The 26,475-nt window shown below is 73.7% G+C and carries 22 protein-coding genes, 2 pseudogenes and 1 riboswitch; of the genes and pseudogenes, 10 read left to right on the top strand and 14 right to left on the bottom strand.

Going from position 1 to position 26,475, the window contains the following annotated elements; all coding sequences use genetic code 11:
* Positions 1 to 164 precede the first annotated feature (164 nt).
* Positions 165 to 390, top strand: a pseudogene (locus LCD35_RS08390) (Atu4866 domain-containing protein).
* A gap of 103 nt (positions 391 to 493) precedes the next feature.
* Positions 494 to 1,534 carry an aldo/keto reductase gene (locus LCD35_RS08385; RefSeq protein ID WP_225044005.1) on the top strand — a complete coding sequence of 347 codons (1,041 nt, stop codon included), beginning with the start codon at positions 494 to 496 and terminating at the stop codon, positions 1,532 to 1,534.
* Between the two features lie 407 nt (positions 1,535 to 1,941).
* Here LCD35_RS08385 and LCD35_RS08380 read toward each other — a convergent pair whose 3' ends face one another.
* On the bottom strand, positions 1,942 to 2,775 hold the full coding sequence (locus LCD35_RS08380; protein ID WP_224956731.1) for an RNA polymerase sigma factor: 834 nt from the start codon (positions 2,773 to 2,775) through the stop codon (positions 1,942 to 1,944).
* A gap of 61 nt (positions 2,776 to 2,836) precedes the next feature.
* Between LCD35_RS08380 and LCD35_RS08375 the strand changes: the two genes are divergently transcribed.
* From LCD35_RS08375 to LCD35_RS08365, 3 genes are all read left to right on the top strand, one after another.
* Positions 2,837 to 4,036, top strand: coding sequence for a TetR/AcrR family transcriptional regulator (locus tag LCD35_RS08375; protein WP_225044004.1), 1,200 nt, complete (start codon positions 2,837 to 2,839; stop codon positions 4,034 to 4,036).
* Positions 4,037 to 4,251: 215 nt separating this feature from the next.
* Positions 4,252 to 5,394, top strand: a complete 1,143-nt coding sequence (locus tag LCD35_RS08370; RefSeq protein ID WP_224956733.1) for an acyl-CoA dehydrogenase family protein — start codon at positions 4,252 to 4,254, stop codon at positions 5,392 to 5,394.
* Positions 5,395 to 5,400: 6 nt separating this feature from the next.
* Positions 5,401 to 6,876, top strand: a complete 1,476-nt coding sequence (locus LCD35_RS08365) for an aldehyde dehydrogenase family protein (protein ID WP_225044003.1) — start codon at positions 5,401 to 5,403, stop codon at positions 6,874 to 6,876.
* 40 nt (positions 6,877 to 6,916) lie between these two features.
* On the opposite strand, the gene LCD35_RS08360 is transcribed toward LCD35_RS08365, so the two are convergent.
* The 3 genes from LCD35_RS08360 to LCD35_RS08350 form a co-directional block, all read right to left on the bottom strand.
* Positions 6,917 to 7,933, bottom strand: a complete 1,017-nt coding sequence (locus LCD35_RS08360) for an NAD-dependent formate dehydrogenase (RefSeq protein WP_224956736.1) — start codon at positions 7,931 to 7,933, stop codon at positions 6,917 to 6,919.
* Between the two features lie 174 nt (positions 7,934 to 8,107).
* On the bottom strand, positions 8,108 to 9,319 hold the full coding sequence (locus tag LCD35_RS08355) for an AGE family epimerase/isomerase (RefSeq protein WP_224956738.1): 1,212 nt from the start codon (positions 9,317 to 9,319) through the stop codon (positions 8,108 to 8,110).
* 189 nt (positions 9,320 to 9,508) lie between these two features.
* The gene (locus tag LCD35_RS08350) at positions 9,509 to 10,630 is read right to left on the bottom strand and encodes an epoxide hydrolase family protein (RefSeq protein WP_224977739.1); all 1,122 of its coding nucleotides are present in this window, start codon (positions 10,628 to 10,630) and stop codon (positions 9,509 to 9,511) included.
* A gap of 83 nt (positions 10,631 to 10,713) precedes the next feature.
* Between LCD35_RS08350 and LCD35_RS08345 the strand changes: the two genes are divergently transcribed.
* The 5 genes and pseudogenes from LCD35_RS08345 (at position 10,714) to LCD35_RS08330 (ending at position 15,855) form a co-directional block, all read left to right on the top strand.
* Positions 10,714 to 11,268 carry an ABATE domain-containing protein gene (locus tag LCD35_RS08345; protein WP_224956741.1) on the top strand — a complete coding sequence of 185 codons (555 nt, stop codon included), beginning with the start codon at positions 10,714 to 10,716 and terminating at the stop codon, positions 11,266 to 11,268.
* 150 nt (positions 11,269 to 11,418) lie between these two features.
* Positions 11,419 to 11,826: pseudogene (locus tag LCD35_RS29855) on the top strand (SMP-30/gluconolactonase/LRE family protein); the annotation flags it as partial.
* Positions 11,827 to 11,905: 79 nt separating this feature from the next.
* Positions 11,906 to 12,322, top strand: a complete 417-nt coding sequence (locus LCD35_RS29850) for an SMP-30/gluconolactonase/LRE family protein (protein WP_308015825.1) — start codon at positions 11,906 to 11,908, stop codon at positions 12,320 to 12,322.
* A 271-nt stretch (positions 12,323 to 12,593) separates the two neighbouring features.
* A complete protein-coding gene (locus LCD35_RS08335; RefSeq protein ID WP_225044002.1) occupies positions 12,594 to 14,387 on the top strand; it encodes an acyclic terpene utilization AtuA family protein in 1,794 nt (597 codons plus the stop codon).
* Complete coding sequence (locus LCD35_RS08330) at positions 14,374 to 15,855, top strand: CoA transferase (RefSeq protein WP_224956743.1); 1,482 nt, start codon at positions 14,374 to 14,376, stop codon at positions 15,853 to 15,855. The genes LCD35_RS08335 and LCD35_RS08330 overlap by 14 nt, the downstream gene beginning before the upstream one ends.
* A 128-nt stretch (positions 15,856 to 15,983) precedes the next feature.
* Here LCD35_RS08330 and LCD35_RS08325 read toward each other — a convergent pair whose 3' ends face one another.
* From LCD35_RS08325 to LCD35_RS08280, 10 genes are all read right to left on the bottom strand, one after another.
* Complete coding sequence (locus LCD35_RS08325; protein WP_225044001.1) at positions 15,984 to 17,240, bottom strand: MFS transporter; 1,257 nt, start codon at positions 17,238 to 17,240, stop codon at positions 15,984 to 15,986.
* Positions 17,237 to 18,340: a PLP-dependent cysteine synthase family protein gene (locus LCD35_RS08320; protein ID WP_225044000.1), complete on the bottom strand. Its 1,104-nt coding sequence runs from the start codon at positions 18,338 to 18,340 to the stop codon at positions 17,237 to 17,239. Before LCD35_RS08320 ends, LCD35_RS08325 begins: the two co-directional genes overlap by 4 nt.
* A complete protein-coding gene (locus LCD35_RS08315) occupies positions 18,337 to 19,194 on the bottom strand; it encodes a hypothetical protein (RefSeq protein WP_225043999.1) in 858 nt (285 codons plus the stop codon). Before LCD35_RS08315 ends, LCD35_RS08320 begins: the two co-directional genes overlap by 4 nt.
* A gap of 153 nt (positions 19,195 to 19,347) precedes the next feature.
* A riboswitch (cobalamin riboswitch) is annotated at positions 19,348 to 19,533 on the bottom strand.
* A gap of 194 nt (positions 19,534 to 19,727) precedes the next feature.
* Complete coding sequence (locus LCD35_RS08310; RefSeq protein ID WP_224956747.1) at positions 19,728 to 20,252, bottom strand: DUF3558 family protein; 525 nt, start codon at positions 20,250 to 20,252, stop codon at positions 19,728 to 19,730.
* A 242-nt stretch (positions 20,253 to 20,494) separates the two neighbouring features.
* A complete protein-coding gene (locus LCD35_RS08305; RefSeq protein ID WP_224956749.1) occupies positions 20,495 to 21,469 on the bottom strand; it encodes a 2-hydroxyacid dehydrogenase in 975 nt (324 codons plus the stop codon).
* 76 nt (positions 21,470 to 21,545) lie between these two features.
* A complete protein-coding gene (locus tag LCD35_RS08300) occupies positions 21,546 to 22,217 on the bottom strand; it encodes a GntR family transcriptional regulator (protein ID WP_224956751.1) in 672 nt (223 codons plus the stop codon).
* A gap of 22 nt (positions 22,218 to 22,239) precedes the next feature.
* Positions 22,240 to 23,148, bottom strand: a complete 909-nt coding sequence (locus LCD35_RS08295; protein WP_224956752.1) for a ribokinase — start codon at positions 23,146 to 23,148, stop codon at positions 22,240 to 22,242.
* Positions 23,141 to 24,016, bottom strand: coding sequence for a dihydrodipicolinate synthase family protein (locus LCD35_RS08290; RefSeq protein WP_224966555.1), 876 nt, complete (start codon positions 24,014 to 24,016; stop codon positions 23,141 to 23,143). Before LCD35_RS08290 ends, LCD35_RS08295 begins: the two co-directional genes overlap by 8 nt.
* Positions 24,017 to 24,039: 23 nt before the next feature.
* Entirely contained in the window at positions 24,040 to 25,080 is a 1,041-nt protein-coding gene (locus LCD35_RS08285; protein WP_225043998.1) for an Ldh family oxidoreductase, read from the bottom strand.
* The gene (locus LCD35_RS08280) at positions 25,077 to 26,411 is read right to left on the bottom strand and encodes an MFS transporter (RefSeq protein ID WP_224956755.1); all 1,335 of its coding nucleotides are present in this window, start codon (positions 26,409 to 26,411) and stop codon (positions 25,077 to 25,079) included. The genes LCD35_RS08285 and LCD35_RS08280 overlap by 4 nt, the downstream gene beginning before the upstream one ends.
* Between the last annotated feature and the right edge of the window lie 64 nt (positions 26,412 to 26,475).

The following is a 26,475-nucleotide window of genomic DNA, read 5'->3' as shown; positions in this document are numbered from 1 at the left end:
GGTGAAGGGAATTCGCGTTACCGGACTCAGTCCACTGTGTACTCAACCGGTGGCGGGCGCAAGAAACCCGGGAACCGCGCCGCCTCCCCGCCACCTACCGCCCGGCCGCATGCTCGGCTCGGCACGAACGCGATCGGGAACCCGAACAGGACCGGCCGGTGGGCGTGGCCGGCACGTGGGTGACCGCCGACGGGCCACATCCGCCAGGAGCCGCGGGCCGACGGGCGCTACGACGAGGCCCGCACGAACCGGGCGAGCGCCCGCACCGACGGCTGCACCGTCACCGGGAGTCACCTCGACGACGTCGACGACACCGGGTTCACCGCGACCGGTGACATCCGGGACGGCGTAGTCCACCACGAGCACCTGCCGCTCCACCGGGAAGGGTGAACGCGTCCGGGCGCGGTCGGGACCGGGAACTACACCCTTCCGCTGATCGTTGATCCTGGGGACCGCGACCGGTCCGCCGCGCACGCCGACAGGAGGAACAACAGTGGAGTACCGCCAGCTGGGACGATCCGGACTGCGTGTCTCGACGCTGACCTTGGGCACGATGACGTACGGCGGCGAGGGCAACTTCGCCAAGCTCGGCGACGTGGACGTCGACGGCGCCAAGCGGCAGATCGACATGTGCCTCGACGCCGGGGTCAACCTGATCGACACGGCGAACATGTACTCGACCGGCGTCGCCGAGCAGATCGTCGGCAAGGCCATCGCGGGCAAGCGCGACGACGTGCTGATCTCCACGAAGGTCCGGATGGTCATGGGCGACGGCCCGAACGACGCCGGGCTCTCCCGGCACCACATCATCTCGCAGGCGGAGGCCAGCCTGCGCCGGCTCGACACCGACCACGTCGACCTCTACCACGTGCACGAGTGGGACGGGCAGACGCCGCTGGAGGAGACCCTCGAAGCGCTGGACACGCTGGTCCGCTCCGGCAAGGTCCGCTACCTGGGGGTGTCCAACTACGCGGGCTGGCAGCTGCTCAAGGCGCTGGGCCTGGCGGACCGGCTCGGCTACCAGCGGTTCGTGGCGAACCAGATCTACTACTCGCTGGAGAGCCGCGACGCCGAGTACGAGCTGATCCCGGCCTCGATCGACCAGGGCCTGGGCGTGCTGGTGTGGAGCCCGTTGGCCGGCGGGCTGCTCTCCGGCAAGTACCGGCGCGGCCAGCAGGCCGCCGACGGCAGGCACCTGGAGGAGGACTGGAACGAGCCACCGGTGCGCGACGCCGAGAAGCTCTACGACACCATCGAGGAAGTGGTGGACATCGCCTCCTCGCACGGGGTGTCCCCGGCGCAGATCTCGCTGGCCTACCTGCTGCGCAAGCCGGGGGTCACCTCGCTGGTCATCGGCGCCCGCAAGGACGAGCAGCTGCGGGACAACCTCGGGGCGACCGAGGTGCGGCTCAGCGACGACGAGTTCCGGAAGCTCGACGAGATCAGCAAGCCGTACCTGATCTACCCGCACTGGCACCAGGAGCTGAGCGCCTCCGAGCGGTTCGGCGTTCCGGACCGGGCGCTGCACGGCTGAGCCACCCGGCCCGCCGGTGCCGTCGTCGTCGAACGCAGGCGCGGCGCGGCCGCTGAGGGACGCGGTTCGGTGCGGGCCCCCCGGGGGGGGGCGGCCGGGGGCCCCCCCCCCCGGGGGGGGCCCCCCCCCCCCGGGGGGGGGGGGCCCGGGGGCCGACCGGGGGCCGACCGGGCGGGCGCGCTGTCGCCGCAGCCGACGACCGGGAGGCGCCGGCACGTCGATCCTGTTGCGCGCCGTCCAGCGCACCGGTCGGCGGCGGGTTCGCGCGCGCCGCGGCAGGCCACCCCGCCGATGGCGGAGCACATCGAGCATGCGGATGGGACCGGGCCGGTTCGAAGGTCACCGGATCTCCGCGGAACACCGCCGCGGCCTCCCGGTCTGGCCGGAAGCGAGCCGGGGCGATGCGGTCACCGGGGATGCGGGACGTGCTCCCAGGAGTCCTCGCGCAGCAGCGCGCCGAGCCGCCGGACCGCCCGGTACTGCAGGGCGCGCACCGCGCCGCCATCGCGCCCCATCCGGCTGGCGGTCTGCTCCACGGTCAGGCCCAGTGCGAACCGCAGCACCAGGCAGCGGTGCTGGTCGTCGCTGAGGTCACCGGCTCGGGACCACAGCCGGTCGGCCATCAACCGGTCCAGCACCAGGTCCTCCAGCGCGTCGGCGCTGCGCCGGTCCGGGTCGAAGTCGGCGGTGACGACCTCGCGGCGGTTGCGCGCGGACTTGAGGTGATCCAGCAGCAGGTGGCGGGCGATGGTGACGAACCACGCGCCCGGATCGTCGCTGCCGCGCCGGACGGTGCGGATGTTGTGCAGCGCTCGCGCGAACGTCTCGTGCACGAGGTCCTCGACGGTGCTGAAGTCGCGGATCCGCGCGCACAGGAAGTTGCTGACCAGCGGGCGGTACCGCTCGTAGAGCCTGCCGAACGCGATCCGGTCACCGCGCTGGGCCCGTTCGACCAGTTCCCACGCCGCGTCCCCGGTCAGCGGTTGCGGGACGCGCACCGCGGCGGTCATGCCGCCCGCCCGGAACGCCGGGGCACCGGGGTCGCGCCGGGTGGTCGCCTGCTGCCTGCGGTGTCGTTCACTGGGCGCCTCCACGATCGACGGTGATCCGGGGAAGGGTCGGCGCACCGGGCGCGGTGGCTCCTCCACGTGCGGGTCGGGAACCCGGGCACGATGCGAATTACGATTAACATAGGTGTCGTCGTCGAAGACCGTCAAGGCCACGACCGCCAGCTCTGCCACCGAGAGCGCCGAAGTGTAAAGTCGGCGCGCGACGGTGCGGCGAGCAACGGAGGTATCACTCATGGCATCTCCGGGCACGCGCGGCACCGGCACCCGCGGCACCTCGCGCCTGCGCACCGGCGACCGGCGGGCGCAGATCTCCGCCATCGCCGCGGAGCTGTTCAGCGAACGCGGCTACCACGGCGTCGGCCTCGGCGAGATCGCCTCCGCCGCCGGGATCACCGGACCGGCGATCTACCGCCACTTCCCCAACAAGCAGGGCATCCTCGCCCACGCGGCCCGCGAGTTCGCCGCGGCGCTCACCGAATGCGCGCGGAGGGCCGACGCCGAACCCGGCAGCGACCGGGACAAGCTGGACGCGGTCGTGCGGGCGGTCGCCGAACTGGTCGTGCACCGCCGCCGCAGCATCCGGCTCTACCAGTGGGAAGCGCGCCACCTCGACGACGAGGACCGCAGGCACGTGGCCCGCTGCCTGGGCGACCTGATCTCGGTGCTCGCGCACCGGCTCGCCGCGGTGCGCCCGGAACTGCCCGCGGCCACCGCACGGCTGCTGGCCTCGGCTTCGCTCAGCGGCATCGCCGGCTGGTCCACGCACCGCGTCGCGCTCGGCGACAAGGTGGCCCAGGCGAGGTTGCGCTCGATCGCGGCGGTGCTGCTGGCCGCCGATCCGCCCGCCGACTCCCCCACCTCGGCCGCACCGGCCGGGAACGGGGTCCCCGACCTGGCCGCGCGGCGGGAGAAGCTGCTGGCCGCGGCCGTGCCGCTGTTCCGGCGGCGCGGCTTCCACGCCGTGAGCATGGAGGAGATCGGCACCGCGGCGGGCATCAACGCTTCCAGCGTGTACCGCCACTTCAGCGGCAAGGCCGACCTGCTGGCCGCGGTGTACTACCGGGCCGCCGACCGGCTCACCTCGGCGTGCGGGCAGGCGGTGGCCGACGCCCCGGACGCCGAGGCCGCGCGGCGCGGGCTGGTCGCGGCCTACGTGGACTTCGCGTTCCGCAACCGGGACCTGCTCGCCGTCTACCTCTCGGAGTACAAGAACCTGCCCACCGGGGACCGGCACGAGCTGCGGCGGGCGCAGCGCGACCACGTGCGGCAGTGGACGCTGGTGGCCGAGCGGGTGCGCCCGGACGCCCAGCACGCGCAGGTGACCGCGCAGGCCGCGTTGAACATGATCAACGACCTGGCGATGGCGAGCGCGCAGCCGGCCACCCCGGAGCAGGCCGCGCACCTCGCGCTGGACGTGCTGCACCGCGTCTGACCGCACCGCGTCCGGCGCAACCGGAGCGCCCGCTCGGGTGAACCGTGAATCGCACGCGCATTGCTCCTCCAGCTGGTTTTTCCCCGTCGCAGCAGGTGGATCGGCACGTCCTTGCCACTAAGTTAATCGGGATTTACAGTTCACCGGAGGTCCGGCCCGCCGCGGCCGACCACTCTCCGAGGGATCACGTCCGGCCATCCCGGAAGGAAACGACCATGCCCCGAGTCCTCAGCGACGAGCGACGCGACTTCGTCCAGGCGATCTCCGAGTTCTGCCGCCGCGAATGCGGCAGCAAGCAGCAGCGCGACGAGCTCACCGACGGCGGGACGCACCTGCACAACCAGGAGCTCTACGCCAAGATGGCCGATCTGGGCTGGCTGGGCGTCCACATCCCCGAGGAGCACGGCGGCGCGGGGCTCGGCATGACCGACCTGTGCCTGTTCCTGGAGGAGACCGCCTACGGCCGCGCACCCATCGGCGGTTTCGCCACCACCATCATCTCCGCCGCCGCCTACGCGAAGTTCGGCACGCCGGAGCAGAAGCGCACCATCCTCGAAGGCGTCGTGCGCGGCCGGGTCGAAGCGATCTCCATGTCCGAGCCGGGCGCCGGATCCGACGTCGGCGCGCTCACCTGCAAGGCCGAGCGGCGCGACGGCGGCTGGGTGGTCAACGGGCAGAAGACGTGGTGCTCCAACGCGCACCTCGCCGACCACGTGCTGCTCATCGCCCGCACCGGGTCCGGCGGCACCAAGCACGAGGGACTGACCCAGTTCGTGGTGCCCACCGGCACCCCCGGCCTCCAGATCCAGGGCATCGACACCATGGGCGGGCGCGAGGTCAACGACCTGTACTTCACCGACTGCTTCCTGCCCGACGACGCCGTGGTCGGCACCGTGGACCAGGGCTGGAAGCAGCTGATGGCCGGGCTGAACCTGGAGCGGATGATCCTCGCCGCGCTGATGCTCGGCACCGCGCGCCGCGCGTTCGACGACACCGTGGCCTACGTGAAGGAGCGCGAGCAGTTCGGCCGCCCCATCGGCACCTTCCAGGCGCTGCGGCACCGGATCGCCGACATGGCCACGGAACTGGAATGCGCCCGGCTGCTCGTCGACGACGTGGCGCGGCAGATCGACGAGGCACCGGAGCGCACCTTTCCGCGCGAGGCGTCGATGGCGAAGCTCAAGTGCACCGAGCTGGCCAAGCACGTGTCCTTGGAAGGGATGCAGATGCTCGGCGGCTACGGCTACGCCACCGAGTACGGGATGGAGGCGTTGCTGCGCTCCACCGTCGTGTCCACCGTGTACGGCGGCACCAGCGAGATCCAGCGCGACATCATCGGCAAGACCTACGGGCTGTGAGCGACCATGACCGACCCGACACCGCGGCTGCGGTCCACCGATCCCGCTGATGGCGGCCTGGTCGCCGAGTTCGACGTCGACGGCCCCGAGCAGGTCGCCGCCGCCGTCGCCCGCGCCCGCGAGGCCTCGACCTGGTGGGCGGGCCTCGGCTTCGCCGACCGGGAACGCCGCCTGCTGCGCTGGGCCGCGCACCTGACCCGGCACGCCGAGGAGATCACCGCGCTCGTCCGCGCCGAGAACGGCAAGCCCCGCGACGACGTGTTCCTCGAACTCACCCTCACCCTGGAGCACATCCGCTGGGCCGCGCGCCACGCCCGCTCGGTGCTGCGTCCCCGGTCGGTCTCTCCCGGCCCGCTGATGGCCAACCACGCGGCGCGGGTCGAGCAGCGTCCACTGGGCGTGGTCGGCGTGATCGGGCCGTGGAACTACCCGCTGTTCACCCCGAACGGCTCCATCGCCTACGCGCTCGCCGCGGGCAACGCGGTCGTGTTCAAGCCCAGCGAGCACACGCCCGCCGTCGGCCGCTGGTACGTCGAGGCGTTCGCGGCGGCGAACCCGGACGCGCCCGCCGGCGTGCTGAGCGCGGTGCAAGGCGGTGGGGAGACCGGGGCGGCGCTGTGCCGGGCCGGAGTGGACAAGCTCGCGTTCACCGGCTCCACCGCCACCGGTAAGAAGATCATGGCGACCTGCGCGGAGACGCTGACCCCGGTGCTCGTCGAGTGCGGCGGCAAGGACGCGCTGATCGTCGCCGCCGATGCCGACCTGACCGCGGCCGCGGACGCCGCCGCGTGGGGCGCGATGTCCAACAGCGGGCAGACCTGCGTGGGCGTGGAGCGGATCTACGTGGTCCGCGAGGTGCGGGATCGGTTCCTCACCGAGCTGGAGCACAGGCTGCGCCGGGTGCGGGCCGGGGTGCACTACGGGCCGATGACGGTGCCCGCGCAGGTGGAGATCGTGCGCGGGCACGTCGCGGACGCGCTCGAGCACGGCGCCACGGCCCGGGTCGGCGGCGCGGAGTCGGTGAGCCCGCCGTACGTGGATCCGGTGCTGCTGGTGGACGCCGACGAGGATTCCGCCGCCGTCCGCGAGGAGACCTTCGGCCCGACGGTCACGGTCCGCACCGTGGAGTCGGTCGACGAGGCGGTGCGGCTGGCCAACGCCACCGACTTCGGGCTGGCGGCCACCGTGTTCTCCCGCGGGCGCGGCATGGAGATCGCGCGGCGGATCCGCGCCGGGGCGACCTCGGTGAACGCGGTGCTGGGCTTCGCGGCGGTGGCGGCGCTGCCGTTCGGCGGGGTCGGCGCCTCCGGGTTCGGCCGCATCCACGGCGCGGAGGGCCTGCTGGAGTTCAGCCGATCGCACTCGCTGACCCGGCAGCGGTTCGCGCTCCCGGGCATGGCGCTGATGAGCTTCGAGCGCACGGCCCGGACGATGCGCCTGGTGGAGCGGATCGTCCGCTGGCGCCACGGCCGAGCGCGCTGAGCGGACGGCCCGTTCAGGACGGGCCGTCCACCCGATGGGCTCAGGCGACGACGTAATCGTCCTGGATGGGCTCGCCCGCGAGGAACCGGCGCACCGAGTCCCGCACGCCGGCCGCGTAGCGCTGCTGCGCTTCGAGGCTGGTGCCCGAGACGTGCGGGGTCAGCGCGTGCCCCGGCATGCTGCGCCACGGGTGGTCGGCGGGGGCGGGCTGCGGGTACCAGACGTCGCCCGCGTAGCCGCCGAGGTGCCCGTCCTCCAGCACCCGCACCAGCGCGTCGGTGTCGACGATCTGGCCGCGCGCGATGTTCACCAGCCACGCGCCGGGCCGCATCGAGCGCAACCGCTCCTCGCCGAACATCCCCTTGGTCTCGGACGTCAGCGGGCAGGACAGCACGATCGCGTCCGACTGCGCCACCAGGTCGTCGAGGTGCTTGAACCGGGCGCCGAACACGGCTTCTTCGGTGCTGCTGCGGCGGTGCCGGGTGTTGTACAGCATCCGCACGTCGAACCCCTTGAGCCGCAACGCGATCCGCTGCCCGATCTGGCCCATGCCGATGATGCCGACGGTCTTGTCCTCGATGTCGTGCGACCGGGCGGCGATGTCGGCGATGTCCCAGCGGCCGTCGACCACCTGCTGGTAGGCCGGGATGTAGTTGCGCACCAGGGTCAGCAGCTGCATCACGGCGTGCTCGGCGACGCTGACCACGTTGCTGCCGGTGACCTCGGCGACGGTGATGCCGAGTTCGGCCGCGGTGTCCGAGTCGACGTGGTCGGAGCCGACGCCCGCGGTCAGCACCAGCTTCAGCCGCGGCGCGCGGCGGAGGTCGTCGCCGGAGAGGTAGGTCGGCCAGAACGGGGTCGTGATGAACACGTCGGCGTCGGGCAGGTGCTCGCGCAGCGCCTCGTCCCGATCGCTGAGCACGACGTACTCGTGGCCTTCGGATTCGAGCTGCTTGCGCAGCCCCAGCGCGCCTTCGGTGCTGCCGAGCACTTCCAGCCCGGAGTGGTCGACGTGCTGCTCGGTGGGGCCGGGGTACAGGACGGCAACGATCTTCACGGCCGCCTCCTTCGCGGGGTGGACGTCATCGCGCCCTCCCGGCTACCCGCTGCGCGCGGATCGACACCGGCCGCCCGCGGATTTGATTTCAGTTGACACTGAACGAATTCGGATCGCAGAGATCTTCGGCCGAGAAGAACGCCCTGCCGCACGGGCAGGGCGTTCAGCAGGCGATCAGCCGGTCAGCGCGCCGATGAACGACGCGGCAGGCCGCAGCCGCGGCAGCAGCGTCGCCTGGTACGCGTGGTACAGGTCGGGCTTGCCCTCCCAGACCGTGGCGGCCGGCCGGTTGTGCTCGTCGAGCTCGTGGCGCCAGGACCCGAGCTCGCGGTCCACGAAGTGGCGCTCGGCGTGCTCGGCCCAGGTGGTGAACCAGCGGGCGTACTCCTCGTCGCCGGTGGCCTGGTGCAGCGCCCACGCGGTGGCCAGCGCCTCCGCGATCACCCAGTGCAGCCGGTTGCGCACCACCGGGGCGCCGTCGAAGTCGGTGGTGTAGACGAAGCCCGCCGCCCCGTCCACGTCCCAGCCGTCGCGGACGGCGGTGGCGAACAGCTCCCGCGCGTCGTCGAGCAGCCAGGCGGGCGCCCGCTCCCCCAGCGCGTGCCGCACGTGCAGGGCCAGCCGGGACCACTCCAGCAGGTGGCCGATGGTCACCCCGTACGGGCGGAACTGGTCGGCGGGCTTGTCCCGGTTGTAGTCCAGCCGCACGTTCCAGCTCGGGTCGAAGTGCTCCGGCAGCCGCCAGCCGCCGTCGCGGGCGAAACCGTGCACCACGTTCTCGACGATGCGGGCCGCGCGGTCGGACCAGCGGCGGTCGCCGGTGACGTCGGCGGCGGCCAGCAGCGCCTCCACGGTGTGCATGTTCGCGTTGACGCCGCGGTAGGGCTCCAGCTCGGTCCAGGAACGGTTCCAGGAGTCGGCGACCAGGCCGTGCTCGTCCTCCCAGAAGTGCGCGTCCTGCACCGCGAGCGCGTCGTCCAGCAGCTTCCGCCCACCGTCCGCGCCGATCGCGGCGGCGCTGGCGGCGGCGAGCAGCACGAACGCGTGCTCGTAGGCGCCCTTGTGGTCGGCGACCGGACCGGCGGCGGTGGCCGAGGCGAACCAGCCGCCGTGCTCGTCGTCGTGCAGCAGCCCGCGCAGCGCCGCCACGCCGTGCTCGACCCGCGGCCGCAGGTCGTCCCGGCCCTGCGCGACGGCGAGGGCGAGCACGTGCGTGGTGCGGCAGGTGATCCAGGTCTCCACCGGCCGCTCCGGCACCGGCGCGCCCGCGGAGTCCAGCCAGGCGAAGCCGCCGTCGGGGTGCGCGGCGGCCTCGGCGAAGGCGAGCACCCGCTCCGGCTCGACGCGCACCCACTCCGGCACGAACGCCTGCGATTGTTCGGTCACGACGCCTACCTTCCGACGTTTCGGGCGCGGGGCCCGTTCGATCCGACCGGTCCCGGGTTCCGCCGGGCGGTCGGTGGTCCGAACCACCAGCTTCGCACAGCGAAACACCGCGGCACCACGCCACCTCCGGCGGCGGACGCGTTCTGTCCACAGTGGATTAGTGAGTCGCGGCCGGGTGGCGACGGGCGGTCAGCGGACGAGGCGGAAGAAGCCGCGCACCTGCTCGACCAGCGACTCCGGCTGCTCCAGTGCGGCGAAGTGGCCGCCTCGCGGCAGTTCCTCGAACCAGCGCAAGTCGGTGAACCGCAGTTCGGCCTCCCGCCGCGACGGGCGGGCGAGGTCGCGCGGGTAGACCGACAGCCCGGACGGCGCCGTGACCACGTCCCGGAAACGGGCGAAACCCTCCCAGTACAGGCGCGCCGAGGACGCGGCCGACGCGGTGAACCAGTAGACCGAGATCTCGTCGAGGAGCTTCTGCAGCGGCACCGCGTCCTCGATGTCGCCGCTGTTGTCCGTCCACGCCCAGAACTTCTCGGCGATCCAGGCCGCCTGGCCCGCCGGGGAGTCGGTGAGCGCGTAGCCGAGGGTCTGCGGCCGGGTCGACTGGAGCGCCGAGTACCCCCGGCCGGTGCGCTGGAACTCCTCCGCGGCGGCGAGGTTCGCCAGCTCCGCGGGTGTCGGGTCGTCGAACGCGCCCGCCGCCACGGACCCCATGTTCAGGTGGACGCCGGCGACCCGCTCGGGCGCCACCTCCCCCAGCGCGCCGGACACCGCCGAACCCCAGTCGCCGCCCTGCGCGCCATACCGGCCGTACCCCAGCGACACCATCAACGCGTCCCAGGCGCGTGCGATGCGCGTGATGCCCCACCCGGTCGTCGACGGCTTGTCGCTCCAGCCGTACCCGGGCAACGACGGCGCGACCACGTGGAACGCATCCGCCGGGTCCCCGCCGTGCGCGCGGGGGTCGGTCAGCGGGCCGAAGACGTCCAGGAACTCGAGCACCGAGCCCGGCCACCCGTGCGTGAGCACCAGCGGGAACGCGTCCGGCTCCGGCGAGCGGACGTGCAGGAAGTGGATGCCCAGCCCGTCGACCACGTCGCGGTACTGCGGGAAGGCGTTCAGCCGCTCGGCGAACCCGAAGTCGTAGTCCTCGGCCCAGCTCCGGCAGAGCTCCTGGGCACGGGCCAGCGGCACTCCCTGCGACCAGTCGTGCACCGGCTCGGGTTCGGGCCACCGCGTCCGGCGCAACCGGTCGCGCAGATCGTCGATCTCGGCTTCGGTGATGCTGGCCCTGAACGGCTCGGCGGCCACGGCGGGCTCCCTCCCCGGATGCTGCGTGACAGGTGAAAGCGATGACGCGTGTAACATTAGGGCGTCGCGAGGAGGCACGCCAGATGCTCGATGGGCAGCACGATCCGGCGATCCGGACGGCCGTCGACCTCGCCAACACGGTCAAGCCGATCACGGGCGCGGACGAGCTGGAGACCGTGCAGCAGCTCGCGGACTTCCTCGACCGGCACGCCCCGGCCGCGCCAGGCCCGCGCCGCCCCACCCGCGCCGACCTGGCGGAGGTCCGCGCGCTGCGCGGGACGGTGCGCGCCGTGCTGGAACGGGCGAGCACCGACGCGGCCGGAACCGCGGCCCTGATCAACGACGGCCTGCGCCGCAGCCGAGCCACCCCGGCACTGCGCCACGAGCAGGGCCGCTGGTGGACCGAGACGACCTCCGACACCGACCGCTGCGCGGCGCACCTGGCCGCGACCACGCTCAGCGCACTGGCCGCCGTGATCGCCGCGCACGGATCGGCCCGCCTCGGCGCGTGCGCCGGGCTGCGCTGCCGGGCCGTGTTCGTCGACCTGTCGCGCAACGGCTCGAAGCGGTACTGCACCCGGAACTGCGCGCACCGGGCCGGCGTCGCGGCCTACCGGAGCCGGCAAGGCCGGGGCTGAGCACCGGCGGCGGATCGGATCCGGCTTCCGGCCGAGGTGAGCAGGGGCGGGCGTGCGGAGCGCCGCGGAACCTCCGCCGTCGCGGTCGAGGACACGGCGCGAGTCTGGGAGCGTGGTGATCGGCCACCAGGAGAAGAGGAGTCCCGCCCCATGCCCGAACTGCGCACCATCGCCGAAGGCCTGCGGTTCCCCGAAGGCCCCGTCGCCCTCGCCGACGGCTCCGTGCTGGTCGTGGAGATCCGCCGCGGCACGCTGTCCCGGGTGGCCCCGGACGGCGCGATCTCGGTCGTCGCGGACTGCGGCGGTGGACCCAACGGCGCGGCCATCGGCCCCGACGGCGCCGTGTACGTGTGCGACAACGGCGGGTTCCGCTGGCACGACCGGGACGGGCTGAGCGTGCCCGGCGGCCAACCCGACGACTACTCCGGCGGGCGCCTGCAGCGCGTCACCCTCGACGGCGAGGTCACCGACGTGCGCACCGAAGTGGACGGACGACCGCTGCGCGGGCCGAACGACCTCGTGTTCGACGCCGACGGCGGCTGCTACTTCACCGACTTCGGCAAGACCCGCGCGCGGGAGATGGACCTGGGCGGGCTGTACTACGCGCTGCCGGACGGCTCCCGGGGTGGAGGAACTGGTGTTCCCGCTGCACCAGCCGAACGGCGTCGGCCTGTCCCCGGACGGAGATCGGGTGCACGTCGCCGAAACCGGGTCGGGCCGGGTGTGGAGCTGGGAGGTGCTGGGACCTGGCCGGGTGCGCCGCGGTGCCGAGCTGCTGCACGGGTTCTCCGGGGCGCGGATGCTGGATTCGCTCGCGGTGGACTCGGCGGGCAACGTGTGCGTGGCGACGCTGAACACCGGCGAGATCAGCGTGCTCAGCCCGGACGGCGAGCTCGTCGAGCAGGTGCCGGTCCCCGTGCCGGACCCGCTGGTCACCAACATCTGCTTCGGCGGACCGGACCTGCGCACCGCCTACATCACCTCCTCGGGCCGGGGCGTGCTGTACGAGACCGAGTGGCCGCGCCCGGGCCTGCCTCCGCACTTCACCGCTTGATGCTCCGCCGCTCCCGCCGCGCAGCACCAGCTGCCCCCCGGGCCGGGATGGATTCCTGGTGCGCCAGTCCGCTCGCCCGCTCAGCGGCAGGCGGGCAGCGGCGTCGCCGCCGACCGGGGACCACCGGGCTCGCGGCGCAGGCGGCCGGGCGGGCGGCGTGCCGACCCGGCGGCGTGACCGAGGCGATCACGGCGGCCTTCGCCGAACGGTCGTGGCCGCGGCCCGGGGCCGGTCGTAGCGTGGAAACCGAGGAACAGCGAGGTGCACTGCCATGTCCGAACGCGCGATCCGCATCGGCGGGTTCTCCGGCTACCTCGGGGACCGGTTCACCGGAGTGGCCGAGGTGCTGGCCGGAGATCCGGTGGACGTGCTGATCGGCGACTACCTCGCGGAGATCACCCTCGCCGCGCTGTCGGTGCGCTACCGGCGCGACCCGGCGCGCGGGTACGTGGAGCACTTCCTCGACCAGCTGCGCCCGCACCTGGGGGTGCTCGCCGAACGCGGCGCCAAGGTCGTCACCAACGCGGGCGGCTTCCACCCGGCGGGGCTGGCCGCGGCGCTGCGCGAGGTGATCGCGACCGACGGCGCCGACCTGCGGGTCGCGCACGTGGACGGCGACGACGTGCTCGACCGGTTGCCGGAGCTGCAGCGGGCCGGGCACCGGCTGGAACACCTGGACACCGGGCGGGACCTGGCCGGGTGGGCGGCGGCGCCGATCGCCGCGAACGCCTACCTCGGCGGGTGGGGCATCGCCGAAGCCCTCGCCGCCGGGGCCGCCGTGGTGGTGTGCGGGAGGGTCACCGACGCCTCGTTGACCGCGGGCCCCGCCGCCTGGTGGCACGGCTGGGGCCGCGAGGACTGGGACGAGCTGGCCGGAGCGGTGCTGGCCGGGCACGTCATCGAGTGCGGCGCGCACGCCACCGGCGGCAACTTCTCCGGCTTCACCCGCATCCCCGGGATGGCGGTGCCCGGGTTCCCGATCGCCGAGGTCGCCGCCGACGGGTCCAGCACCATCACCAAGCACGCCCGCGACGGCGGCGCGGTCACCACCGACACCGTCACCGCGCAGCTGGTCTACGAGATCCAGGGCCCGACCTACCTGAACCCGGACGTCACCACGCACCTCGACGCGGTCGCGCTGACGCCGGACGGCCCGGACCGGGTGCGGGTCACCGGTGCCACCGGTTCTCCCCCGCCGCCGACGACGAAGGTCGCCGTGTTCGGCGGGATCGGGTACCAGGTGGTGAACACCGCGTTCGTGACCGGCCTGGACGTGGCCGCGAAGGTCGAGCTGCTGCGCACCCAGCTCGCCCGCGACCTGCCCGAGGGCATCACCGAGCTGGACGTCACCCCGCTCGGCACCCCCGCCGCCGATCCGGCGACGCAGTGGGCGGCGACCGTCCCGGTGCGGGTGATGGCGACGGCGGCCGAGCGGGAACCGCTGGAGCGGTTCGACGCGGCGGCGCGGCTCGGGTCGCTGTACTTGCAGGGCCTGCCCGGTTTCTTCCACGACGGCGCCGCCGGGCTCACCTCGACGCCGCGGCCGCGCATCGACCACTGGCCGGCGCTGCTGCCGATGTCCGAGGTGCCGCACCGGGTCCGGTTCGCCGACGGGTCCGAAGTGGACGTGAAGCCGCCCGTCCGCACCGAAGCCGCGGGCGCCCAGCCCGTCCACCCGGAACCGGCCGCGCCGGAGCTCGGCGAGACCCGGTCGGCACCGCTGGGGACGCTGGCGCACGCGCGCAGCGGTGACAAGGGCGGCAACAGCAACGTCGGCGTCTGGGTCGCCGAGGAGCGGGCGTGGCCGTGGCTGCGGGACACCCTGTCCACCGCCGCGCTGCGCGAGCTGCTGCCCGAGTGCGCCGGGCTGGACGTGGTGCGCCACGAGTTCCCGGAGTTGCGGGCCGTGCACTTCGTGCTGCGCGGACTGCTCGGCACCGGTGGCTCGTCGAACCTGCGCGTCGACCAGGTAGGCAAGGCCGTGGGCGAATACCTGCGGGCCAAGCACGTGCTCATCCCGGTGGAACTGCTACCGGACGGAGGAGGGAACCATGTCGCTGACTGACCGCGTCACCAAGGCGGTGGCCGAACCGTCCACTTCGGACGAGTTCGATCCGGCGGGCGAGCTGGCGGAGGTGCTCGGCGGCGTCGGCATGAGCGCCGCGGACACCGGCGGCTCCATCACCTTCCACGGCGCGGACCCGGTGGTGCCCAGCACCCTGCGCCTCGGCGGGGGTTCGGCGATCGCACTGGCCGCGAAGTCGGCGGCGATCGCGAAGCTGTGGCGGCTGCGCGGCGGCGAGGGCCAGGACATCGAGGTGGACCTGCGGTCCGCGCCGCACCGGCTGTGCCCGTTCTACGACCGCCGGTGGGAGCTGGTCAACGGCTACCCGGCGGCCTCGGCGGCGAACCCGTCGAACGCGCTCGGGTTCGCCTTCTACCGCACCGCCGACGACCGCTGGGTGATGCCGCTCAACCCCTACCCGAAGATCAAGATCGCGGCGCAGAAGCTGCTGGGTGTCCCGGACGACGCGCAGGCCGTCGCGAAGGCGATCTCCGGCTGGAACGCGCTCGACCTGGAGAACGCGGCCGTCGAAGCGGGCACCGTGCTGCCGATGCTGCGCAGCACCGAGGAACTGCTCGCCGAACCGCACTACCGCGACGCCCTCGCCGACCTGCCGCTGATCGAGATCACCAAGATCGGCGAGAGCGAACCGGAACCGCTCACCGGCGGTGGCTCGCCGCTGGACGGCATCCGCGCGCTCGGCATGGGCCACGTCATCGCCGGAGCCGGGGTGGGGCGCGCCCTCGCCCTGCACGGGGCCGACGTGCTGAACCTGTGGCGGCCCGGCGAGATGGAGCACGACACCACCTACGTGACCGCGAACGTCGGCACCCGCTCCGCGACCGTCGACCCCTACGGCGCAGACGGGTCGCGGCGCATCCGGGAGCTGCTGGCCGGAGCGGACGTGTTCTTCGCCAACCGCAGGCCCGGTTTCCTCGACTCCATCGGGCTCTCCGCCGAGCAGGCCGCCGAGGCCCGGCCCGGCATCGTCCACGCCACCACCACCCTCAACGGCGAGCGCGGGCCGTGGGCGGGGCGCGTCGGCTTCGACCAGACCGCGGGCAGCCTCACCGGCATGATGAACCTGGAGGGCGACGGGGAGACGCCGGCGCTGCCGCCGATCCTGGTGGTCAACGACTACATCGTGTCCTGGCTGATGGCGACCGGGGTGGCCGAGGCGCTGGCCCGCCGCGCCGTCGACGGCGGCAGCTACCGGGTGCACGTGTCGCTGACCCGCGCCGCGCTCTGGATCCTGAGCCTCGGCGTGTTCGACAAGGAGTACGCGGCGGCCACCGCGGGCAGCGACGCCCGGCACGCCTACCTCGACCCGGAGACGTTCACCGCCGAGACGCCGCTGGGCCACTACCAGGGCGTCACCGACCAGGTCCGGATGTCCGCGACCCCCGGCCACTACCGCACCGTTCTGGTCCCCCGAGGCTCTTCCCGCCCGGAATGGCTAGACCGCTGAGCTGCGGGTGGTCGAACTCGGGTTGCTCAGCACTCGGGTGGCGGGTGGTCGACCTGCGTACGTGGTCGGCGGCTCAGCGGCTTCGCCGCTGACAGGAGAGGGCCGAGACCCGCTTGGTCCTCGGGCGGTCAGGCCTCGGCCGGGGTGGTGGGGGTGAGCGCTCCCCGGCGTTCCAGCAGGCGGGTGCCCGCGCTGCCGGCCAAGCCCACCAGCACCAGCACCGCCCACGGCAGCCAGCGCATCCCCGGCTCGGCGAAGGCGTCCAGCAGCGCGCCCGCCAGCCAGCTGACCGCGGCCGCGACCAGGCTGGAGACCAGGTAGTAGAAGCCGTAGTAGGTGCCGGCGAGGCGTTCGCTGCCGACCGCGGGAAGCAGTTCCATCGCGAACGGGTTCGTCATCGCCTGCCCGACGGTGAACAGCACGATCGCGAGCACCACGGGCACGAACGCCAGCACCGTCCCGGCGATGCCGCCGACGGGCAGCCGTTCCGGCAGCACGGGTGCGGCCAGCAGGATCGGCACGAACGAGCCGCCCATGCAGGCCAGGCCGACCACGATGGACCGGCCGGAGCTCCACCGCGCCCGGCACCACTCGGTGATCCGCACCTGCCCGAACACGCCGATCAGCGTGGACACCCCGAACACGACGGCGATGGACCACGCCACCCCGGACACCCGCTGCGCCTCCAGCGGCAGCGTCAGGTAGAGCTGGTTGTAGAGCGCGAAGTACGCCGACAGCGCCAGGGTGAAGCCGAGGAACCGCCGGTTCAGCACCACTTCCCGCCAGCTGCCCAGCACGCTCTGGCGCTGCGGCTCGACCTCGCGGTGCGGCAGCACCAGCAGCTGCGCGCCGGTGAGCACCGCGAAGGCCACGCACGCCACCAGTGCGATGACCCGGAAGTCCACCGCCAGCAGTGCCGCGCCCAGCAGCGGCCCCACCAGGGTGCCCGCGTGCTGGAACACGTTGAACACGGCGAAGACCTCGGCGCGCCGCTCCCCCGCCTCGTGCATCAGGTAGGTCCGCACCGCCGGGTTGAACAGCGCCCCCGCCAGGCCGGTGAGGATCGCGGCGGCGAACAGGCCGGGCAGCGTGGTGAACACGGCGAACAGGCCGAACGACACCACGCGCAACGCGCAACCGGCGATGATCATCGGCCGGCAGCCGAGCCGGTCCGCCGCGGTGCCGCCGAGCAGGAACATGCCCTGCTGGCTCAGGTTCCGCACCCCGAGCACGAGCCCGACCACGGCGGCGCCGTAGCCGAGGTTCCCGCTCATGTACGCGGCCAGGAACGGCATCAGCATGTAGAAGCCGATGTTGATGCCGAACTGGTTGATCACCAGCAGCTTCGCCGCCGGGGACAACCGGGCGAACGCGGCGCGGTTCACGGCCGCACCTCGCAGACCGGGCATTCCGCCGGGCCGTCGGCTCGCCGGGCACACGGATCGACCACCTTGCGCGACCTCCTCCACGTCGTTCTGCTGTCCACTTCGGACGGCATGCCGTCCGCGTCCACCGGTTCGGCGGCGGGTTCCGGGAAGTCCTGCGCGGCGAGGAAGTCCGGGTCGTAGATCGTCCCCCAGTAGCGGTGCGGCCCGTCCGGGAACACCGCGGCCACCTGGTCCGCGCCGAGCTCCCGGGCGCACCAGGACGCCACCAGCGCTACCGCGCCGGTGCTCCAGCCGCCGGTGACGAACGCGCCGGCCCCGAGCCGGTGGCAGGCCGCGACGGACTCCGCCGCGCCGACCAGGTGCACCTCGTCGAACGCCGCGTAGTCCACGTTGCCGGGGTGGATGCTGCTGCCGAGGCCGCGCATCAGGCGCTTCGCCACCGGGTCGCCGAACACCGCGGACCCCGCCGCGTCCACCCCGACCAGCCGCACCCCGGGGGCGCGCTCGCGCAGCGCCCGCGCGATGCCGGCGCTGTGCCCGCCGGTGCCGACGCTGCACACCACGACCTGCGCGTCCGGCAGCTGGTCCAGCAGTTCGTGGCCGAGCGCGCGGTAGCCGGTGACGTTGTCCGGGTTGTTGTACTGGTCCGGCCAGTACGCCCCGGGCAGCTCGGCCAGCAGCTCCCGCACCCGGTCCAGCCGCGGGGGGTGCCAGCCGCCCACCGGGTGCGGGTCGCGCACCAGCTCCACCCGCACCCCGTGCGCGGTGAGCAGCGCGCGGGTCTGCCCGTCGAGCTCCGCGTCGGCGACCACGACGACCGGGTGGCCCAGCGCGGTCCCCACGTACGCCAAGCCGATGCCCAGGGTGCCGCTGGTGGACTCGACGACCGTCCCGCCGGGGCGCAGTTCTCCGCGGGCTCGGGCCGCGGTGAGCATGGCGTGCGCGGCGCGGGCTTTCATGCCGCCCGGCGCGGTGCTCTCCAGCTTCGCCCAGAAACCCGGGTGCGGGAACGCGATCGGCGCGGCGACCCGCAGCAGCGGGGTGCCTCCGATCAGGTCCAGGGGCGAGTCGCAGCGGGCGGGCGCGCGACCCGTCACCGCACGACCTCGGTGGCGCGGGCGGCCTCGTAGGTGTGGATCGTGGTGTCCTCGCCGGAGAGCCAGAAGAACGGGTAGGGCTCCGCCGACAGCGCGCGCACCGGGCCGCCGAGCAGTTCCCGCAGCACCGCGGATCCGGTCTGCGCGAACAGGGTCAGCGGCAGGTCGCGGGCGGCGCAAGTCGCGGCGATGTCGTCGAAGGTGCCGTTGCCGAGGACCATGCCGGACGCCAGCACCGCGTCCGCGCCGTCGATCGCGGCGGCGTGGTCGGTGCGGATCGGCTCGTCCCACTCGGTGCGGCCGCCCTTGAGGTCGCAGGGCACGTAGTCGAGGCCGCGGTCCCGCAGCGCGGCGAGCAGCGAGTTCACCACGCCGATCACCGCGACCCGGCCGCCATCGGGGACCGCGGTGATCGCGGCGACCGCGCGGGCGCGGGCGGTGGACTTGGCCAGCGAGTCGCCCGCCGGGATCACCACCTGCCGGGACAGCGGGTGCGCGGGGTGCGGGGTGAGCGCGGCGAGGTAGGCGTCCAGCGCCGCGACCCGCACCGGCAGCAGCGGGTGCCGCAGCAGCTCGGCCGCGGTGCGGCCCACGGCGGCGCGCACCGCGTCCTCGTCCAGGGCGCCGGGTTCGACGGCGCACGAGCCGACGGCGTCGGCGATCCGGACGCTGAGCACGGTGTTGGTGTAGCCGGTGCCGCGGCCGGTGTGCCGGGCGGCCTGCACGGTCAGGAACGCGACGGCGGCGGAGAGCTCCGCCGGGCCGTTCCCGCCCGCATCGCGGACGTGGCCGGACAGCGCGGACTCGACCAGCGAGTCCACGTAGGACTGATCAGTGGTGGTGGCAGGACGCACGTGTCTCCCCGAGCTGGAACCGGAACGGAACGCACAGCGGCGGGACGAACCCGCGGGGACGACTAGTGTCCGATGTGGACGGTTTGCCGGACTTCCCGGCGCGATGCGGCGATGCGCGACACCACGTACCTCCTCCGGGGCTCCGCGACCCCGCACGAATCGGCACGACGGTGCCAGTCTCCTGGCTCGCGGATCGGCACCGGCCTCCGGCCTTCCCGCCGGGGACCGGCAGTGGCTCGGGTGGAGGACGACTCCCCACTCACAGTGGCGGGACCGCGCCGGATTCGCACCGGCTTCCTGCACACCGTCGTTCGAACGGCTCAGAAGTTCGCAGCCCCGGTGGCCGATGTCAAGGCCGCGGCCACCGCCCGGAACCCGCACCGCGGTCGGCGGAACCGGTGTCGCCGCAGGTGGCGGACACCGGCGCACGCATCGCCGTTCGCGAATATGACATCGGCGACTCCGGCTCCCGCGCCCGGTGCTGCCACCTCACCGGACGCGGGATCACCGCGACCTCGCCGTGCGCCCGGCGGCTAGGCGGCGGGCCAGGAGGGGACGGCCGCGTCGAGGGCCCGCTCCACCAGCTCGCACGGGTCGGCGGTGGCACCGCTGGGGATCTTCGACTTCGCCGACACCGCCTGGTCCGAGTCGGCGGCCACGACCAGTTCGCAGGTGCCGTCGGCCTTCGGGTCACCGGAGTTCGCGCGCACCGCCGGGTGCCCGCCGATGGTCAGCTCGCCGAAGTCGGAGTACTCCTCGGCCGCGTCCTGGAAGTCCTGCAGCGACCGGTCCGCGACCACACCGACCTCCAGCCGCACGCTGTCCCGCGGGGTGCTCCAGGTGCACGCGCCCGCGCTCTCCTTGCCGCCCAGGTGGAATCCCAGCTCGTGCACCGTCTGCTCGGGCACCAGGTCGCAGGGCTTCTCCCCGCTCGCGTCCTTCGGGGAGTCGACCTGCACGCCGCCGCATCCCGCCAGCGACAGCGCGGCGACGACGGCCAAGCCGACCGAGCCGAGCCGAACCGCGCCGATGCGGGGCACCGCAACCTTCTCGTTCACACTCATCACGCCTGCCGTTGATCCGGTCCGGATCGGGTCGATCCGGAGAACTCGCGCCCTCCCCGCTGGACGCGCTGATCATGTCCCGTGCGTCCAGCGGGCGGCTCCGGCAGCAACGCGGTTTCGGCCGTAGCGCCCAAGAATCGAGCGACCGGCCCGGCGCACCGGCTGCCCCGAGCGGACCAGGACCACCGGCGCTCCCACCCCCGAAAACAGCCCCCGATGACGAGAACCCGCCAACTTCAGCGGGGGCGCGGCTCGACCCCGTTGACCACGTCGGCGGGCCGCTCCCCGGTCAGCACGGCGGCGAGCTTCGCGAACAACCTCCCGCGGAGGTTGTGGTAGGCGTCCCAGGTCACGCCCGCGGTGTGCGGATTGAGCAGCACGTCCGAGCGGCCCCGCAGCGGCGAGTCCGCGGGCAGCGGTTCCTGCTCGAACACGTCCAGCGCCGCGCCCGCCAGCTGCCCGGAATCCAGGGCCCGCACCAGCGCCCGCTCGTCCAGGACGCCGCCACGCCCCGCGTTGAGCACGTAGCCGCCGCGCCGCATCCGCGCCAGCAGCTCGTCACCGACCAGGCCGTGGGTGGCGGTGTTCAGCGGCAGGTGCAGGCTCAGCACGTCCGAGGCGGCCACCGCCTCGGCCAGCGGCAGGTACTCCCGGCCCGGCTCGGACGGCACCGGGTCGTGCACCACCACCCGGGCGCCGAAGCCGTCCAGGCGACGGGCCACCGCGCGCCCGATGTTGCCGAAGCCGAGGATGCCGACCGTCAGCGCCGCCAGGTCGCGGCCGCGCAACCCCTCCGGTCCCCAGCCGCCGGATTCCACCTTGCGGTGCCCGGCCGCGTAGTGCCGCAGCAGGTACAGCAGCGAACCGACCGTCCAGTCGGCGACCGCGTCGGCGTTGAACCCGGGCAGGTTCGCCACCGGGATGCCGCGCTCGGCCGCGGCGAGGTGGTCCACGCCGTCGAAGCCGACCGCGACGGACTGCACGAGCTCGCAGCGCGGCATCGCGTCCAGCAGCTCGGCGCCGATCCGCCGCTCCTTCTCCAGCGGGGCCAGCACGATCGTCGCGGTGGCCAGCGCGTCCAGGTGGGCGGCGGGGTCCTGCTCCGGCCCGATCTCGGTGATCCGCAGCCCGGGCAGGTCCGGCAGGTGCTCGCGCAACGACGCCTCGGTGATGTCGTTGAGGTCGTAGAAGCTGACGATGTGACCGGTCATGGTTCCTCTCTCGGGGTGTTCCGGGCGCGCGGAACCCGCTCCCCGCCGGTGGCGAGGAGCCGGGTTCCGCGTGGTGTCAGGAAGTGGCGGCCCAGATGCGCTGGAGCGCGGCGAGCATCCGCTCCTCGGAGCCCGCCAGGTGCGCGGTGAGCAGCGAGGTGGCGCGCGCCGCGTCGCCGTCGGCGATCGAGGACCGCAGCTGCTCGTGCGCGGTGCACACCGGGCCCAGGTCCTCGTCCTCGCTGTTGGTGACCGCGAGCATGCTGGCGAACAGCGGCTCGATCTGCAGCCAGATCGTCAGCAGCCTGCGGTTGCCGCTGGCCTCGTAGATGCCGCGGTGGAACCGCAGGTCGTGCTCGGCGAACTCGGCGGCCCGGGGCGGCGTGGCCGTCTCGGACATGCCGCGCAGCCCGCGGAGCATGCCCGTCTCCGAGCGCTGCTCGCCGAGACCGATGGCGCTGGTCACGGCGAGCGTCTCGATGGCCTGCCGGATCGCGTAGAGCTCGCGGACGTCCGCGGCGCTCAGCCCGACCACGTGCACCCCGCGGCGCTGCGGTTCGACCAGGTTCTCCAGCCGCAGCAGCTTCAGCGCGTCGCGGACCGGGCCCCGGCTGACGTCGAAGCTCTCCGCCACGGAGTCCTCGACGAGGTGCGTGCCCGGCGAGATCTCCCCGCGCACGATCCGGTCCCGGAGCGTGCGGGCCAGCCGCTCCCCGAGCGAATCCGCGCGGACGAGCGAGTCGGACATGCATCCTCCCTCGATCACATCGTCAACCGTGGACAATAGTGGTCGCCGCCAGCAGCTCGGTCACCTCGTGCCGGTGCGGCATGCCGCCCGCGCCCGTCCTGGTGACGCTGAGCGCGGCGGCCGCGGCGGCGACCCGGGCGGCTTCGGGCAGCGCGGCCCCTTCCGCGAGCAGCGCGCCGAGCGCCCCGGCGAAGGTGTCCCCGGCGCCGGTGGTGTCCACGGTGGACACCGGCACGGCGGGCACGCGCCCGAGCGAGCGGCCGTCGGCGGCGAGCTCCACTCCGCGCTCCCCGACCGTGACCAGCACCGACCGTCCGCCGGTGGACAGCGCGCGCGCCGCGGCGGCCGGGTCCCGCTCACCGGTGAGCTCGGCGGCCTCGTGCTCGTTGGGCACCAGCACGTCCACCGCGTCGAGCAGTGCGGCGGGGAACGCCCGCACCGGGGCCGGGGTGAGCACGACGGTGCGGCCGAGCCCGGCGGCTTCGACGAGCACCGGCACCGGAACCTCGCCTTGCAGCAGCAGCACGTCCGCGGTCGCGATCGCCGCCCCGTCCGCGGCGCTGAGCTCGGTGAACTCGTCGTTCGCGCCGCCGCAGAAGACGATCGTGTTCTCCCCGGCGGCGTCCACGGCGATATCGGCGGTGCCGGTCGGCGCCGAGGTGCGCAGCACGCCGGACAGGTCGAGCCCGTCGGCCGCCAGCCGCCGGGCGAGGAAGTCCGCTTCGCCGTCCGCGCCGACGCGCGCGCGGAAGTCGACGGTCGCGCCCATCCGGGCGGCCGCCACCGCCTGGTTCAGCCCCTTGCCGCCGGCGAAGCGGTCCCGGCCGAGGCCGCGCACCGTCTCCCCCGGCAGCGGCCTGCGCTCGACCCGGACCACGGTGTCCACGTTGGCGCTGCCGAGCACGCACACGCGCCCGCCGCGCTCAGCCATGGGCGGCGACCGCGCGTTCCAGTTCGGCGCGCCCGGCGGCGTCCACCGGGTCGAGCGCCATCCGGCTGGTGCCCGCCTCGACGCCCTGCAGCGCCAGGCCGGCCTTCATCCGCTCCGGGTCGCCGCGCACCGCGTCCACCGCGAGGTCGACGCCGTCCTGCGCCCGGGACACCGCGGCCGGGTCCCCGGCGGCGACGGCGCCGGCGGCCGCCACGAACGGCTTGGGCAGCACCGAGGCGACCCCGGAGACCACGCCGTCGATGCCGCGCGCGGTCACCTGCGCGATGTCCCGATCACCACCGGTGAAGATCTGGAAGTCCGCCGGGACCGCGTCCCGGTAGGCGGCGACCGCGTCCAGCGACTCACCGCTGATCTTGGCGCCGACGACCGCGGGCAGCGCCGCGATCCGGCCCAGCAGCTCCGGCCGGACGGCGTTGCCGGTGCGGTCGGTGAACAGGTACGCGTACACGTCGAGCCCGTCGGCGTCGGCGGTGGCGGACCGGAAGAACTCCACGATCGCCTCGTCCCCGGCGGGCAGGTAGTACGGGGTGAGCACCGCGACCGAGGTGGCCCCGAGCTCGCGGGCGTCGGCGATCAGCCCCCGCACCTGGAACGCGCTGGGCGCGCCGACGTGCACGACGACCCGCTTGCCGCGCAGCACTTCCAGGCTGAGCCGTGCGAGGTCGTGCCGCTCCCGCTCGGTCAGCGAGGGGAACTCGCCGGTGGTGCCGAGCACGAAAGCCCCGTCGGTGCCGGAGGCGGCGATGAACTCGAGGATGCGGCGCGAGGCCGCCAGGTCCACCGACCCGTCCGCGGCGAAGCCGACGGGGGCGGCGGTGAGGATGATCGGCCGGTTCGGCGCGGTCATGTCGGTCCTTTCGGGGTGGTCGGTCACAACAGGCTGGTTTCGAGGGCGGCGAGTTCGGCGAGGGTTCCGGGCGGCAGCGCGACGGAGGTACCGGCTTCGGCGCGGCTGCACCGTTCCAGGTCGCCGGGCACCAGCACCCCGTCGGCGCGCAGCGCGGCGGCGACCCGGCCGGTGGTCGCGGCGTAGGCGTCCCGCTCGCCGAACGCGCCCGGGTCGAGCGCGATGATCGTGACACCGCCGAGGCCCGCCGGGTCCTCGTCGGGTCCGCGCAGCCGCGCCAGGCCGCGCAGCGAGGCGGCGGACCCGTCGGCGTGCGCGAGGCCGCCGAGCAGCGCGGCGGCCAGGGCCAGCCCGTAGCCCTTGTGCCCGGCGAGCGCGCCACCGAGCGGGGTCAGCGTGCCGTCGGCGTAGAAGTCCTCCGGGTCGGTGCCCGGCAGGCCGTCCGCGGTCAGCACGGCGCCCTCCGGCAACGGATCACCGGTGCGCTTCGCGGCGTGCACCTTGCCCTCGGCGATGGTCGACATCGAACCGTCGAACACGATCGCGCCGTCGGCGGCGGGGACGCCGACCGACCACGGGTTGGTGTTGAGGAAGGGCCTGCCGCTGCCGCTCCCGAACGGCGCCATGCTGCCCACGCCGGGTCCGGCGGCGCCGACCTGCACGAGCGCGACGAGCCCGCGCGCGGCGAGCCGTTCGGCGTACTCGCCGAGGCGGCCGATGTGGGTGCTGCGGCGGACGGTGGCGGCGGCGACGCCGAGGCGTTCGGCGGCGACGGCGGCCTCCTCGGTGGCCAGCGCGGCGGCGTGGTGGCCGAAGCCGTGGTGGCCGTCGACGACGATCGCCGCGGGTGTCGCGCTGACGACTTCCGCGCGCGCCCCGGCGACGATCAGCCCGCGCTCGATCTCGGCGGCGTACTGCGGCAACCGCAGCACGCCGTGGCTGGCGTGCCCGGAGAGCTCGGCCCGCACCAGGTGGTCGGCGACCTCGGTGGCGACCTCCGCGGGGGCGCCGAGCGCGCGCACGACGCCGCGCACCCGGTCGGTCAGCTCGCTGATCTCGATCACGCGGTCTCCTCGGTGGCGAGCGGCCGCAGCCGCGGCATGAAGAACGCGTAGTTCAGCGCGCCGAGCACGGCCACCCCGCCCGCGATCAGCAGCGGCACCGCGAACGACGAGGTGATCCCGGTGATCACGCCGATCAGGATCGGCGAAACGATCCCGGCGCAGTTGGCGGCGGCGTTCTGGATCCCGCCGAGCGAGCCGACGTGCGCGGCGGTGGGCGCCACGTCCGCGGGCAGGCACCACACGGACGCGGCGGCGAACGTGCTGGAGAAGTACGACACCGACAGCGCCACCAGCGCCGTGCCCACCCCGGGCGAGACCACGGCCAGCGCGATCACCGAGGTGCCGAGCAGCCCGCCGACGAGGCAGCCCTTGCGCGCCGTCGTGAGGTCGGTGCCGCGGCGCACCAGCCAGTCCGACACGAGCCCGCCCGTCCAGCCGCCGAGCATCGAGGCGATGCCGGGGACCATCCCGAGGAACCCGAAGTTGAGCAGCGTCAGGTCGTAGGTGTTCACCAGGTACGTCGGGAACCAGGTGATGAAGAAGTACGCGACGAAGTTGATGCAGAAGAAGCCGATCATCATCGACCACACGGCGCGGTGGCGGAACAGCGACTTCCAGGACACCGCCACCGGCTGCTCGGCGTCCGCGCGTTCCTCCTGCCCGGAGCGGATGTGCGCGAGTTCGGCGTCGCCGACCCGCCGGGATTCGCGCGGCGAGCGGTAGAAGAACCACCACCCGACGGCGTAGGCGACGGCGAGGCCGCCGGTCACCAGGAACGAGGCCCGCCAGCCGAAGCTCGCGACGAGCAGCGCGACCAGCGGGATGCACAGCGTCGAGCCGATCGGGTTGCCGTTGTTGAAGGTGCCGGAGGCGAAGCTGCGCTCCCCCTTCGGGAACCACTCGGAGACCACCTGGGCGGCGGCCGGGAACGCGGGCGCCTCCCCGATTCCCAGCAGCAGCCGCAGCACGACCAGCGAGCCGACGCCCCAGGCGAGGCCCATCAGCATCGTGACCGCGCCGAAGACCAGCGCGGACAGCGCGATGAGCTTCCGCGGCCCGAGCCTGCCCGCGAGGAACCCGGCGGGCAGCTGGGCGGCCGAGTAGGTCCAGAAGAACGAGGACAGCAGCACGCCGGCCAGCGCGTCGGACATGCCGAGGTCGGCTTCCATGTCCGGCAGCGCGACGCTGATCGTGGCGCGGTCGAGGTAGTTGACCGCGATGCCCAGCGTCACCGCGGCGAGCACCAGGTAGCGGTACCGGCCGACCTTCGAGCCGGGGGTGGCGCGGCCGGGCGCGCGCTCGCCGCCGGAGGTCAGCGAGTCGGATTCCATGAACGGTTCTCCTTCGAAACCGAACCGGTGGCCGCGTCGCCACCGGGTTCGTGAACCGTAAACC

It is taken from the genome of Saccharopolyspora sp. 6V (assembly GCF_020176785.1).
GTDB lineage: Bacteria > Actinomycetota > Actinomycetes > Mycobacteriales > Pseudonocardiaceae > Saccharopolyspora_C > Saccharopolyspora_C gregorii.
This window is presented reverse-complemented; position numbering and strand designations above follow the sequence as displayed.

Coding starts and splice junctions, on each gene's coding strand:
- LCD35_RS08375 (WP_225044004.1), top strand. CDS start 2,837: ATGGCATCTCCGGGCACGCGCGGCACCGGCACCCGCGGCACCTCGCGC.
- LCD35_RS08370 (WP_224956733.1), top strand. CDS start 4,252: ATGCCCCGAGTCCTCAGCGACGAGCGACGCGACTTCGTCCAGGCGATC.
- LCD35_RS08365 (WP_225044003.1), top strand. CDS start 5,401: ATGACCGACCCGACACCGCGGCTGCGGTCCACCGATCCCGCTGATGGC.
- LCD35_RS08345 (WP_224956741.1), top strand. CDS start 10,714: ATGCTCGATGGGCAGCACGATCCGGCGATCCGGACGGCCGTCGACCTC.
- LCD35_RS08335 (WP_225044002.1), top strand. CDS start 12,594: ATGTCCGAACGCGCGATCCGCATCGGCGGGTTCTCCGGCTACCTCGGG.
- LCD35_RS08330 (WP_224956743.1), top strand. CDS start 14,374: ATGTCGCTGACTGACCGCGTCACCAAGGCGGTGGCCGAACCGTCCACT.
- LCD35_RS08305 (WP_224956749.1), bottom strand. CDS start 21,469: ATGACCGGTCACATCGTCAGCTTCTACGACCTCAACGACATCACCGAG.
- LCD35_RS08300 (WP_224956751.1), bottom strand. CDS start 22,217: ATGTCCGACTCGCTCGTCCGCGCGGATTCGCTCGGGGAGCGGCTGGCC.
- LCD35_RS08295 (WP_224956752.1), bottom strand. CDS start 23,148: ATGGCTGAGCGCGGCGGGCGCGTGTGCGTGCTCGGCAGCGCCAACGTG.
- LCD35_RS08290 (WP_224966555.1), bottom strand. CDS start 24,016: ATGACCGCGCCGAACCGGCCGATCATCCTCACCGCCGCCCCCGTCGGC.
- LCD35_RS08280 (WP_224956755.1), bottom strand. CDS start 26,411: ATGGAATCCGACTCGCTGACCTCCGGCGGCGAGCGCGCGCCCGGCCGC.